Source organism: Arcicella rosea, from assembly GCF_040543805.1.
GTDB classification, from domain to species: domain Bacteria; phylum Bacteroidota; class Bacteroidia; order Cytophagales; family Spirosomataceae; genus Arcicella; species Arcicella rosea.
This window is the reverse complement of record NZ_JBEUMS010000013.1, coordinates 168,084-182,503: the sequence shown is the minus strand read 5'-3', so window position 1 is coordinate 182,503 and position 14,420 is coordinate 168,084. Positions and strand designations below refer to the sequence as shown.

At 35.3% G+C, this 14,420-nt stretch carries 9 protein-coding genes; all 9 read right to left on the bottom strand.

Annotated elements, in window-relative coordinates; translation table 11 throughout:
• Window positions 1–298: 298 nt before the first annotated feature.
• Complete coding sequence (locus ABID42_RS16905) at window positions 299–1,210, bottom strand: sugar phosphate isomerase/epimerase family protein (protein ID WP_367284681.1); 912 nt, start codon at window positions 1,208–1,210, stop codon at window positions 299–301.
• A gap of 48 nt (window positions 1,211–1,258) precedes the next feature.
• A complete protein-coding gene (locus ABID42_RS16900) occupies window positions 1,259–1,945 on the bottom strand; it encodes a carbohydrate-binding protein (protein WP_367284680.1) in 687 nt (228 codons plus the stop codon).
• 27 nt (window positions 1,946–1,972) lie between these two features.
• Window positions 1,973–3,160 carry a glycoside hydrolase family 5 protein gene (locus ABID42_RS16895; RefSeq protein WP_367284679.1) on the bottom strand — a complete coding sequence of 396 codons (1,188 nt, stop codon included), beginning with the start codon at window positions 3,158–3,160 and terminating at the stop codon, window positions 1,973–1,975.
• Window positions 3,161–3,219: 59 nt separating this feature from the next.
• Complete coding sequence (locus ABID42_RS16890) at window positions 3,220–4,227, bottom strand: glycoside hydrolase family 5 protein (RefSeq protein WP_367284678.1); 1,008 nt, start codon at window positions 4,225–4,227, stop codon at window positions 3,220–3,222.
• 119 nt (window positions 4,228–4,346) lie between these two features.
• Window positions 4,347–5,894, bottom strand: coding sequence for a RagB/SusD family nutrient uptake outer membrane protein (locus tag ABID42_RS16885; RefSeq protein ID WP_367284677.1), 1,548 nt, complete (start codon window positions 5,892–5,894; stop codon window positions 4,347–4,349).
• A gap of 33 nt (window positions 5,895–5,927) precedes the next feature.
• Window positions 5,928–8,990: a SusC/RagA family TonB-linked outer membrane protein gene (locus tag ABID42_RS16880; RefSeq protein ID WP_367284676.1), complete on the bottom strand. Its 3,063-nt coding sequence runs from the start codon at window positions 8,988–8,990 to the stop codon at window positions 5,928–5,930.
• Between the two features lie 329 nt (window positions 8,991–9,319).
• Entirely contained in the window at window positions 9,320–9,544 is a 225-nt protein-coding gene (locus ABID42_RS16875) for a helix-turn-helix transcriptional regulator (protein ID WP_367284675.1), read from the bottom strand.
• A gap of 163 nt (window positions 9,545–9,707) precedes the next feature.
• The gene (locus ABID42_RS16870) at window positions 9,708–11,360 is read right to left on the bottom strand and encodes a RagB/SusD family nutrient uptake outer membrane protein (RefSeq protein WP_367284674.1); all 1,653 of its coding nucleotides are present in this window, start codon (window positions 11,358–11,360) and stop codon (window positions 9,708–9,710) included.
• 20 nt (window positions 11,361–11,380) lie between these two features.
• Complete coding sequence (locus ABID42_RS16865; protein WP_367284673.1) at window positions 11,381–14,404, bottom strand: SusC/RagA family TonB-linked outer membrane protein; 3,024 nt, start codon at window positions 14,402–14,404, stop codon at window positions 11,381–11,383.
• Between the last annotated feature and the right edge of the window lie 16 nt (window positions 14,405–14,420).

Genomic DNA, 14,420 nt, shown 5'->3' with positions numbered 1-14,420 from the left:
TCTGGCGAATATACTTGACCTATTTGGAGACATGTCATTTTCCAATTTCCACAATTAGTATTTAAGGAAATTTTAAACAATCAATATCCAATAACCCAGAAATAATATTGGATATTGATTGTTTACATGAAGAACTTTTATACTCATACTTAACATAATCATAATTATAATTCAAATCATATGCTACTGAAAAAATGTCTGGAATATTAATAAGTACACACAAGTTAGAAAAGCATAAAAATAACATAGGTTTAACATTACGAGTTTTGTTCTCCTCATATATCATGTAATTAAGCCCTTACTTAAGGGCTTTACTGGCTTCTTCCATCTCTTTTAACATCGCTGGCACTTTACTGAAAGGATCATAAGATTCTCCACGAACCAATAAAGTCTCTACTGGTAAATATCCTTTGTAACCGCCTTCAATGATTATTTTCATGAGTTTTTTGAAATCTGTTCTGATAGGACTGCCAATGCCAAATACACTTTCTTTCACTTGCCAGTTGATAGCAAATGGCACCATTTCAGCGATGTCTTTATAAGGATCAGCAGTTTTGAAATTTCCAGTATCTAAAATTAATCCTACCCATTTAGAATTTACTTTTTCTAAAATATACTTGCATTGGGCTGCTGTTTGAAGCATTTCTCCATGATTTTGAATTCCTACTTTTACGCCATATTGCGCCCCAAATTCGGCACATTCTTTATAACACGCAATCATCCATTGCGCTGGTTCTTCCCATTTATCTTCATATCCTTTTGGAATTGCACCATCGAATACTCTTACCACAGGAGCGCCTATTTTAGCAGCTGCAACAATCCAAGATTTGGTTAGTTTTACGCCTTCTTCTCTAATTTTTGGGTCGGGGGAAGCAAAATTGTTCCGAACACCCGTTCCGCTAATAGCAATTCCAAGTTTTTTTGCGTGATTCTTGAATTTTTCTAAATATTCATCAGAAGGTACTTCTGGATAGGTCGGAAAAAAATAAGCGGTAGCATCTAAAGCCTTGATATTTTGAGTAGCACACCAATCCAGTAAATTAAAATATGAAAATACCTGTTGTTTATCTCTTGGCTCACGGGCAGTCAATAAATCTGCAAAAGAATAAGCGTTAACAGAAAGAATAATGTCTTTCTGTTTTCCTTTGTTTTGTGCTGATGAAAAAGATATACTGAGAATCATCAAAACACTAAAAAATGTTATTTTCATTCGTTTGGTTAATTAGCGTAAAAATTATAGTTATTGATTACTTTAAAATTACTTCGTTTTAAAATCAATAAAATCAAAATTCATGTTACCGTTCTTGACAGTTTTTAAGGTTAAAATATGTTTTCCCTTTTTTAGTTCTTTGGATATGTTAGTGTTTAGTTTATTCCAATGATGCCATTGTCTCCATGCCACCGTTTCGTTGTCATTCCGTGTAGAAGGCATTAATATTTCTGGACTTATTTCTTCACCATCAATGAGTAAAGAAATACTTCCATTTCCACTAGCGGTGTACATCATTTCAATCGTATAAAAACCCGTTTGGTTAATTATTACAGAGTAATTTATCCATTCATCGGGCATTGTCCAACCCACATATAATTCACCAATAATGGGTTCTACTAAATTAAAAGGGCTGTTATCAATATCTTTGTTTTTGGTATAAGAAATATCTACACCTTCCTTCATTCTGAATTCGTTGAGAAATGTACCATTCGCTGGATTGAGTTTTCCACTACCATTATTTAAGCTGTCTTTGTCATGATAGGCTACTCCTTCCCCTCCCAAATCATACCATTCACATTGAATTTTACCCGGAATCTTCTGTGATTGATTATTCCACGGTTTTCCCTGATAATTTTTTATAGCGTTAGTATAAACTTCATCCAAATTCTCCTGCCGATTTTTTATAGCCATCAATACAATCATCAACACGGTACTTACTATGATATTTTTCATGGAATGAAATTTTAGAATTAAGGGTTATCACTGTGCCATCATCGAAGGTACAATATTGTTCACAAAAGATGTTCCTTCTTTGTTGACAAGACCAAACCAACCTCTATCATCCCATGCTGTAAACGACATTTTTTGTGTTTTACACGTAAGATTAAAAACTCTGTAATAACCACGAACAAGATCCGTATTGCGTTCAGCCGTATTTGATTGTCTTCCAACACCAAACTCCCCGTAATTAATAGGAACATCTAGTAAAGTAGCATGAACCCCTACTTTTTTAATCGCATTTTCAATAGAAGTATTCCCTGGGAAAGCCGCATTATTGCCTGTTTGTCCGCAAAATGCCCAAGGGTCATAGGTATGAACTTGTATAGCTAAATAAGTATCTGTACCACCACCTGGCAAACTTGCTTTGGTTGGATATACTTCTTCAATCATTCCTTGATTGCCCTGTCCATTTGGAGAAATCATAACAATACGAGTGGCATTTGCTCCACCAGTTGCTCTAATGGCATTATAAGCAATACTATTTACTTTCCTGGTATAAACTAAAGCCTGTTCAACAGTAGGTAATGGATAGCCCGTTCCACTCCATTGCCCTAAATTTCCTTCTGGCTCGTTCAGTACTTCAAAGAGTAATTGTTTGGGATATTCTTTGAAGAAAGTAGCAATGCCCGTCCATAATTTCGCAAATTTAGTATCGTAAATGGCAGTACCATCGTAATGGTCTTTTAGCCAATGTTCATGATGTGTGTTCAGTACAACATACATTTTTTTGGCAAGAGCATAATCAATGATTTCTTTCAGTTCCAAAAATCTTGGATGCAAAGTATTCAAATTGCCATTGGCATCTGCTAAATTATTACTAAAACCATCCATCCATGTAGTAGGAATCCTTACATGCCTCATTCCTGCATTGTAATACAAATCAATGATTCCTTTGTTGGTTGATGGATTTGTTGGATTGATACCATTTTCAAAAACATTACCTAAATTAAATCCTGCTGCCATGTCTAATACGATTTCTTTAGCGGTTGTAGCATTAGTATTTATCGCAGGAATGGGTGTAGTAATAGGTGGGCTTACTGGTGGTGGCGTTATTGGAACAACTCCACCAGACTGGCTTGCACATGAAAAAATAAATAAGGGTAAGCAGATATAACATACCATGCCGTAAAAAACTCTTTTTAATATCTTTATACTTACATTTTTCATTATTCCAATTGTTTGATTTCGAGTTAATTTTAGACTTACTTGGGGTTAAATACTTGTTCCTAAGGAATCAGTGCATTTTTTATGGGTTCAACCCATGCTTGAGATTTCATATCGTAAAGAATAAAATCAGAATCAAATTGCCAATAACTCCAACTCCAAGAATTCCTTTCGGCTTGGCGTGCAACATAGTTTGTCCACTTTACTCTTGAAGCCATATCTGCCTTTTCATAAGCACCAAATTCTCCTAAAGTTAAAGGCCGATTATATTTTTTAGACCACTCTTGAGCTATCTCAAAATCTAGCTTTACTGCCTGCATTTCGTTATCACTTTGTGTCCATTCAATCCCACTTAAATCTTTGTTTTTAACTGACCAAGGTGCTCCTTGATGTGTAAATTGAATAGGACTATAATAATGAATAGCAACAATGATATTACGGTCGTCTTCAGGCAAGGTTAAATCTTTTAAATGCTTGATTTGATTCCCGTTGATTGTACCGATAATCAATGTTCTTTTAGGATTCGATTGACGTATAATTTTATAAGCTTCGCTATGAATATTGTTCCAAACTTCTGGTTTCATGTTTGGTTCATTGGCTATTTCAAAAAGTACTTCTTTCGGATAGTGTTTACAATGTTCTGCAATTTGTTTCCACATGGCCAATAATTTTGGCTTAGTAGCTATCGGGTCTTTTTGCATGGCATTGTGCTCATGAAAATCTACGATTGCTATCAACTTATTTTTCAATGCAGTTTTTACTGCCCAGTCTAAGCTTATAAAAAAATTGGGATTGATAGTATAAGTAGAGTCATTCATAGAAAATTTGAATGGACTAATAACGATACGAACATTACTAAAACCTGCCTTTTTAATCAGTTCAAAATGTTCATCTTTCATTATTGCTTTGGTACTATCTTTCCATAGAGGGTCATAACCAATGATATTTACCCCACGACCCATTTTTTTATTTTGTTTAAAAGCAAAACCTTTTCCCCATTTGGTTTGAGCAGAAACACTAAATGTGCTAATTAATAAAAAAAGGCAGTGAACAATAATCTTTTTTTTCATATTTCTTAATTCCATGTACAGATTGATTTATCTAAAATATTGGTATGATTCAAGAATTGATAATACATTAATGCGGATGTATTACCATTCTTGAACCTCTTAATATTTAGGTTAGGTAATTAATATCCTATATTTTGAGGAAAAGTACCTCCCATTAAATTTATTTGTCCTTGTGGTATTGGCCATCTTACTTGATAAGGTTGCATTGGTGCAATAACAACATTTGTACTTGCACTACCGTAAGTATGGTATTTATTTACTTGTTCTACCAAAACACCCATTCTTTTCAAGAGAAACCATCTTCCTCCTTCAAAACACAACTCACGAGCAGATTCTTCTAGAATTGTTTTTTGATCAATCGTATCAAAATTTGGCACTCCTGCTCTTGCACGAACTTTATTGATGTACTCTAAGGCTTTAGCGTTTTTAGTATCTCCGCTTTTTCTCCAATGCGCTTCAGCACCCAATAAAAGTGTTTCTGCTAAACGAAAAGCAATTACATCTTTGTAGCTTCCTGCTCTACCAGCTGGTTTATTGAAATCTTGGTATTTCCTTAGGCTAAAAGTGTATTGTCTGAAATTATCTGAATACGATGATGCAGGAAGTGGTTTTCCATAATAAGCCGTGCCAGGTTTATTACCGATTACAATTTCTGGGTAAAAGTAATTCGTAAATCTTTTGTCCACGTTTTTGTCATACAAACCTTTCAAATAAGCATTTGGAGTACTCCACGCAAAGCAGTTCCCTCCCCAAGCATTGTCTTCAATCATATAACCACCCGGCATTTCGTAGTATCTCGCATTAAAATAAGCAGGCATGTGATGGTCACCGCCACCAGCAAGGTTATCGCTACTTCCTAATATTTCATCAAATTGATAGGTATAAATTGCCTCTTTATGGTTTACATCTTGGGCAAAAACTTTGTCAATTGGCTGTAAAAACAAACCACTATTGGCAATAATGTCATCACATTGCGTAGCCATTGTTGTCCAATCACTATTCCAAGAAGCTGTCTGAGCACGTAAATGTCTTGCCAAAGCTTTGCCAATCTGTCCTGGTTTTACATTGTAGCTAAGTTTTGAAATAGCAAAATCTAAGTCGGCATTAATTAGTTTATACACTTCTTCTTTGGAAGCTGGTTTATAAACAACAGGATCAAAAGCATTTTGAGTTGTAGTAGCAACGGTATCAATCAAAATATTATCATACAACTGAATGAGTTTGAAATAAGTCATTGCTCTAATTACTTTTGCTTCCCCAATAATTCTATCTTTAGTGGTAGCGGGCATCGTAATATTTGGCGTTGCTGATATTATTGCACTGGCTCTGTCAATTAGCTGATAACCCGAAGCCCATTTTTCAGCGGGCATAGCTGCGGGAGTCATGTTTGCTTTATAAATGGCGGCATCGTTAAATGTCCTTGTATTTGCTAAATCATCGGCACAATAAAGCCACAGATTTGCTCCGTTAGCATTGAAATTGATTTTTTCGTAAGATCGTTGCATATTATACAAACCTCCAAGACCTACAACGAGTCCTTGTTCACTTGTATAAATATAATCTGAACTGATTTGAGTAAAGTTTTCTTCTTTCAGCCAGTCAGAGCAAGATGTTTGTATAAGCACTAATAGAAGTGCCATTACGTTAATGATATTTCTTTTTTTCATATTATTTCTACAATAAAAATCTCCTTAATTTGCTTAAAAACTCAATTGAAGTCCTCCGATAATTGATCTTGTGGTTGGATAAGCAGATAAATCTTGTTCTGGACTGTAAGACTGATACTTGGTTACTGTTATTAAGTTTTGTCCTGTGCAATAAACTCTCAGTCTGTTTACTTTAGCTTTTGCCAATAATTTCGTAGGAATCGTATAACCAATTGATAGATTCTGTAATCTCCAGTACGAAGCATCCTGTAAACCAAGGTTATACATTCCAACTGGAGAGTTGCCTGCATTGGGTCTTGGATAAGTATTTGATGGATTTTCTGGCGTCCAATAATCAACTTTAATACCATTTCTGTTCCCTCTTAAATCACCTCCATAAGTATAATCATACAAGTAAAGGTTGTTTCTTGTAATACCTTGTACTGTATAAATATCTGCGGATAAATCAAAAGCTTTGTAAGTAGCTGAAATATTGAAAGAACCCATCCAATCATTATATTTTGAGGTAGTATAATTATCTTGAATATCTATCTTCCTATCTCCATTAACATCTTCTAATTTTACATCGCCGGGTACTGCCAACTTACGAGTATTAGGGTCAATTTTGCCATCAGCTTTGTCCGATAATTGCCAAATTCCTAAGAATTTAGGTTGATAAAATACTTCTATCGGCTTTCCAACAAACCATTGGTTTGCAATATCATCATCCTGAACGCCATCGTTATTCAAATCGCCATAAAGGCTAATGATCTTGTTTCTGTTTCTTGAGAATAAAAAGCCCGTTTTCACCGTTAAATCTTGGGTTTGAACAGGAATTAAATCTAGCTGGACTTCTACTCCTGAGTTTTGTACTTCACCGATATTATCTCTCATTGTTGAATAACCGATTGAAGCATTCAGTTGTCTATTCACCAACAAATCTGTTGTACTTGTTTTGTATGCTTCGATTGTTCCGCTGATTCTATTCTTCAAAAAAGCAAAGTCAATCGCACCATTCAACGTGGTTGATGTCTCCCACTTCAAATTCGGATTTGATAAGAAACTACCGGGTGCAAAACCAGAAACTTGTTCTGTTCCATAAAGATAATCTAGTTGATTGGCAAGGCTTAAGCTTCCATAGGGTGCAATGGCTTCATTACCGACACTCCCATAACTTGCTCTTAATTTCAAGTTATTGATAGCAGTAGTATTTTGCAAAAAATTCTCTTGATGAATATTCCATCCTAGAGCTACAGCAGGGAAATATCCCCATTTATTGTTTGCACCAAATACAGAAGACCCATCGGCTCTAGCACTTAATGTTGCATAATATTTAGCATCGAAATCATATTGGATTCTACCAACTCCTGAGACTAATCGACGAGTATTTCCTCCGATACTTGGTGTGTTTTTTAAAGCAAAACCTAAACCATAAATGCCAAGAATATCGTTTGGAACTAAGGTTGAAGCATTGTTAAATTGATAATAATCATTCTGGTTAATACTGCCAACCGCAGTTACATTAAAGTGATTCTTTTTTACGACGAAATCATACGTAAAAATGTTTTCAACTTGCCACTGTGAATTTTCTTGAAAACTGATATTTCCATTCCCAGAACTATTGGCATAACCATTTGAAGAGTTTTTAGTAGCATAATACAATTCCTTATAATTCCACGACCGGCGACTTACATTTAATCGGTAATTAAAGCCTTTTATGGGACTAAAATCCAAGAATACATTAAGAATATCGTTGCGATTATACTTTATAGTACTTACTTCATTCAAATCTAAAAGCGGGTTAAAGCTCTCTTGATTTCCTCCAGGTCTCACATTAAAAGAACCATCAGCATTGTAAATATTACCCAATGGCGATGCCGTAATTACTTGCCTAACTTGAAATGCTACGTTTGGGTCGTTTGAATCTGAGATTTGAAATGAAGTATTCACACCCATTTTCAGCCATTTCGTTAGCGTTTGGTCTAAATTAATGCGCAAAGTTCCCTTTTTGATATTTGTAGTTGGCACAATTCCATTCATATTTTGGAAATTACCCCCTACGTACAATTTTGTTTTTTCATTTCCTGCCGAAAAGCTTAAATTATGATTTTGGATAGAAGCATTTTTAAATATTTCTTTTGTCCAATCAATTGATCTTCCTTCGGCAATGGCAGCTAGTTCATCTGCACTAAAAACTAAATTGTCGGCTCTGAAAACGCCTCCATTTACGGCTCTATCTGCTTCTCTTTTTAGTTGTGCAAACTCGCTTCCGTTATAAACATCAAAATTTCTTTTCGCATTCTGAACACCATAATAGCTATCATAATTAATCTTGATACTTCCAGACTTCCCTCTTTTAGTAGCAATTAAAATCACTCCATTTGATGCCCTTGCACCATAAATTGCTTGTGCGGCGGCATCTTTTAATATTTCAACAGACTCAATATCAGCAGGATTAATATCGTTGATTGAACCAATCGGAATTCCATCTGCAATGATGATTGGGCTACTTCCCGCATTGATAGAACTCTTTCCCCTGATAGTAATATTTGATGAACCACCAGGACCAGCATCAGCAGTTGTAACCATTACTCCAGCGGCTTTTCCTCTTAGCATTTCTCCTGCATCTAAAGTCACCATTTTGGTCATTTTGTCGGCTTTAACTGTTACTACAGAACTAATAATGTCACTTTTTTTCTGAGTACCGTAACCAACGACAACCACTTCGTCTAAAGATTTTACATCCGAAATCAATTGTACATTTACCAAAGTTCTAGTCCCAACATTAATTTCTTGGCTGATAAATCCAATAGAACTGAAAACCAATGTTGTGTTTTCTTTAGGAATAGCAATGGAATATTTCCCATCTGTACTCGTAACGGCACCATTTACTGTACCCTTTACTTTTACACTTACTCCTGCTAAACCTAGCCCATTTTCATCGCTTACTGTTCCTGTTACCACTTGTTCTACAGATGATTTTACCGTAATTGTTTTCCCCCGATTCGAACTACGGGCATAAGAAAACTCACATAGCATTATTATTAGTAATAACGATTGAACAGAAATTTTCATAGTAGTCCACAGGACTTTATGAATCCGTAATTTTTTTTTCATAGTTTATATTATAATTGTTAAAAGATAACTCGATTGTTAAAACTGACATTAAAGGGCATGGAGATTCATTAAACATATTGCTTTTTAACAACATGGTAAATTTGATAGGACACAGTTATTTCACACACTTCATTTTCAATTTGAAGCTTTGTTGATAATGTTTTTCATCATTGGAGAGTGATATGAATGCCTATTTTAATTGACATTCCTTGGGATAAAAAATTGTTTTTGTTCAAACAAAGTTGGAACATTTTTTTAGAAAAGTAAATAGTACTTAGGTACCATTTTAGTACCATATTTCTGCTAATTTTAAAAAAAAACCTTTTAAATTACATTTCAAGGCTAATGAGCAACTTCATCATTGCTGATTTTCCTTTGATGCCAACTTTCCGCATAATGTTTTGGCGGTGGCGTTTGGTGGTATTTTCTTCAATACACAACTTACTTCCTATCTCTTTGTTCGATAGTCCTTCCGAAGCAAGTTTAAGGATATTCAATTCTTGCCGAGTGAAATCTACATTCGGATAATTTTCTTCTAATGTTATGGGTTTCATAATTTGAAAGTTTAAAGTAAAATCTATGAATACTGAGTAAATGATTTTAGTTTAGAATAAGGACAATTGTTTCTCGCTACTGTTCACAAGAGTTCTATAACTATTATGTATATACGCAATCATTAAGAAAGAAGTCTTCTTTTTCTTCATCAAGAAACATTATTCAATATCCCACATTCTGAATTAAAGCAGGTTGACGGTTTATATCATTTTGAGAAAAAGGGAAAAGATAGTTTTTTTCAGTAAAAACTCTTTGTTCCACTTGGAAACGAGTATAAGTAAATGTCCCAGTATTTGTTTTGATGATGCTCATTCCTGTAACGGGTTTATTGAGCAAGTCACCTTGTTTCCATCGACGAATATCATAGAAACGATGTCCTTCAAAACATAATTCTACTCTCCGTTCATTTTGAATTCTATCACGCATTTGCTCTTTTGTCAATCCAGCTGGCAAGGCGGGCATTCCGATTCCCGTGCGCTGACGAACAAGGTTTACATATTTATACACATCAGCCACTGGCCCTTTCGATTCATTCAAAGCTTCAGCATAATTTAATAGTATTTCAGCATATCGAAAAACTACCCAAGGACGGCGGGCACTGGTATTCGTAGCTTGATTCCAAGTAACGGCTTCGCTCAAAAACTTACGCATATAATAACCCGTTTTGGTAGCATTAACGTTTTTATTCAATCCGTCTGCCCCATCTACAAAAGTTTCTACAGCTCGATTTTTAAATAAACGACCATTATAATTTACCACTAATGCCAGTCTTGGGTCACGCAAAGTATATGGATTATTAGGATTATAACCAGCAGTGGGATCTGTAATTGGTTTTCCGTTGGTCATTTCAAAAGCATCTACAAATTCTTGCGTGGGGTTTGTTCGTCCTTTTGCTCCATCAAAACTAATGGGAGCATTGTTAATTTCAATATCATTTCTATTAGATGCCTGTGTAGCGAAAATTACTTCATTATTATAAGCTGCCGCACCAAAATTAAAAATATTGATATAAGGAGTAATTAATGAATGACGGTTTGAATCAATAACTGCTTTGGCAGCATTGGCGGCTAAATCCCATTTATTGACATCGTTGTTCGTATTAAATAATGGACTCGCAGCATACAATAACAAACGAGACTTTAATGCTAATACGGCCATTTTTGTTGCCCTCCCACGGTTGGCGGCACTCCAAGACTGAGTCCAACTAGGTAGCATTACCGCAGCAGAGTCGCAGTCTTTAACTATTTGGTCAACACATTCTTGATAAGTATTACGAGGTAAATTTAAATCTTCTTCCCTAGAAAAAACTCTGGTTGCCAACGGAATGGCCCCAAAACGTCTCACTAATTCAAAATGAAACATGGCTCTTAAAAAGAACGCTTCTCCTCTTAATCTTTTTACATCATTCGCCAAAGTAAGACCATCTTGTGGAATAATAACAGCCGTTGGAGCTTTCACCAGAAATAGATTTACTTTTCTGAGTCCTTCGTACATTTCACTATAAACATTATTGATGGTTCGGGCAGCGCCCCAAGTACCATTATTAAAAATATTGATTGACGAATTGACATTAGAATTAACCGCTTCGTCGGAAGCTGCCGCAAGCATTGCCCCATCTCCATCTAAATCAAAACCCGATGGAATGGTAAAGTAAGCATTATTTAGAAATCCTCTGGCATAACTATCATTTCCCCAGACTTGGTCTTCGGTAATATTGCCCTCAGTGATACTTCCGTCTTGTAAAAAATCATTATTACAAGCCATAAGAATGGCTGAAAACAATAACAAACAGTATTTTAATATGATATTTTTCATTTTCTGATGACGTAAAATGGTTAAAAGTTTGCCGTTATTCCAGCCGAATAGGTTTTTAAATAAGGATAATTTGAACCATATCCTGACGTTGGAATTTCTGGGTCGATGGGTAAATTATCGACATCACTAAATGTTAGCAAATTGAAACCACTGATATAAAAACGACAAGATTTTAAGTGCATTTTTTGAGCTAAATTTGTCGGCAAAGTATAACCAATTTCAGCAGTTTTTAACCTGAGAAAATCTCCTGATTTTAACCAATACGTTGAACTAGCAGTGTTATTCCCTCTGTCTGCAATACTTAATCTTGGATAAAGAACATTGATATTCATGACATTCCAAGCATCTGGACTAAACTGATTAATATAACCTGTTGAAGCAGAACCAGCATTGACTAAATCATTGATTTGAATTGTTCTACCGTTAATACCTTGAAATTGCAAGGAAACATCAACGCCAGCACATGAAACAATCGCACCAAATCCATAATAAGCATTTGGTATATCTGAAAAATCTGTCATGGTAAAATCTAGGTTATCAATCACACCATCTTCATTAATATCTTTATAGCGAATATCACCCGGTTTTACTGTACCTGATAGTTTCTGTTTAGGTGCTACATCTATTTCAGCCTGATTTTGGAAAAGTCCATCAGCAATCAAAAATCTTCTGATAAAAGCACCACTTTGTAGTACTCCGCCAATGCTATAGCCCAACTGTTTTTGATAGTTTGGCAAACCGGCTTCTTCATTAATCGCCAAAATTTTACTTTGTGATTTTGTATAATTAGCATTCAATTTTACATTGACTTTACCGAAAGTTTTATTATATCCTACAGTCAATTCAAAACCTTTGTATTGTGCAATGCCATCGTTTACGCTCACGGTAGATTGCCCTAAAATATTGGGTAAAATTGCTGTTGTGAGTAAATCTGTTCTTTGTTCGCTGAAACAATCAAAAGATGCAAATAATGCTTTTTTAAACATTCTTGTATCAAAACCAATGCTCGTTTTTTTTGCTTTTTCCCAAGTTAAATTAGCATTGCCAAGCTCTACTTCAGTAGTGTTTGAAACGGCATTATAGCCCGTTCCGAAAACATATTGCGAACCACCTCTTGAAAAATAATCACGGTAAGCATATCGCCTAGCATTAAGTCCGTCATTTCCAACTACACCATAAGAAGCTCTAATTTTTAAATAATCTAAGAAAGTAAAATCTTTTAACAAATGTTCTTCCGAAATAATCCAACCTACAGAAAGCGCTGGAAACCAACCAAAACGTTTATTTGGAGCAAAATTTTGTGATCCAGCATAAGTGGCGACGAAATCGGCTAAATATCGTTGTTTATAACTGTAAGACAGCCTGTTGGCATAAGTAACTTTTGTATTATCCAAACGAGTCGGCTGTGCGCTTACTCCTCTTTGCATTCTTGAAGAAACTTTAAAATCATGTTCTCCAAAGCTACGATCGTAGTCTAAACCTGCCCATAATTCATTGTTTCTTAAATTGCCAGTAAAGGTTGTCGCTTTATAAGTAAGTGGTGCTTTGTTTCCAAATCGTGTTGATGTGCCAGTCGGTGAAAATTCATATACTTCATAAGCCTGACTAAAACCCGATTGAAACAATCCCGTAATATCATAAGTATAAAAAACATTAGCGGATAACCCTTTGGTGATTTTATCTAATTTCTGGCGAACACTCAAAGTAGCCAAAAGAGTACGATAAAGATCATTATTATTTCCTTCTTCATTTAACATCGCCAAAGGATTTGCTCTGAACAAGGAACTGCCACCATAAGTACCATCTGCATTTAGCAATGGAAAAGCATTAGAAGGTGTATTATAAATGGTAGAAAGAAATGTAGCATTTCCAGCAGTTGGATATTGTAAATTCTCTACTCTTCCACCAACATCTAAAGTAACATCTAGGGTTTTATTCAGGAGAATATTTAAGTTCGTTCTGAAATTATAACGTTTATAATTAGTGTTTGAATTATATTTTTCATTGTTAGCATTTTGGTACAATCCGTCTTGATTATAATAACTTAGCAAAGTAAAATATCTGACAAAAGCATTCCCACCGCTCACTGTCAGCACATATCGCTGAACTGGTGCTGATGGCTTGATAAATTGTTCTACAAAATTATTGTTCGGGTATCTGAATAAATCTGTACCTGCCTGATAACCATCTAAAGTGGCTTGATCGTATCGAGGAGATAAACCTTCATTACTCAGTGCCTGATTGTATAAAGTAGCATAATTGAACGAGTTCAATGGTTTGGTGATATGCTGAGGATTTTGAATGCCACCTTGCATATCAAAGGAAATTTTAGTGGCCGATGGACTTCCTCTTTTGGTCGTTACATAAACTACTCCGTTTGCTCCTTTCATACCATACCACGATAACGAGGCGGCATCTTTTAACACGCTAATGCCTTCAATTTCATTCAAATCCATGTTTACGAAATCACGCTCAACACCATCTACCAACACCAGAGGTTCTTGATTACTGTTGTACGAAGAACGCCCTCTTACCAAAAGTGTGGCATCATCTGTTCCGGGTCTTGTTCCTGTTTGTTTGATGTATAAACCAGCTAAACGCCCCGACAACACATTTGTTAAAGTTGACAAAGGTAATTGTGGTAATTCATTGCCTTTAATCGTGCTGATAGACGCTGAAATATTTCGCTTTTTTCTTACACCAAAAGGGATAAATACTTGGTCATTATCACCAGCATCAATTAAACTCAAATTCATTACGATACTTGCCCCAGTAAGTTCACTCGCATTTTTTTGGACTTCATTGAATCCTTCTTTCTTGAAGACAATGACATCATTTGAAGTACATTTAATCGAAAATTTACCTGCTGCATCCGTCATCACACCTAATCTTTTTTCTTGAACAAGAATAGTAACACCAGCAATCGGCTTATTTGCTTTATCTACCAGTACACCGCTTGCATCTATATCAATACTTTGTGTGTAGCTGATAAAACCCGCACAAACAAAGTAAATGAATACGATAATTGTATAATGTAATTTCATTTTGCTTTTCTTAAAA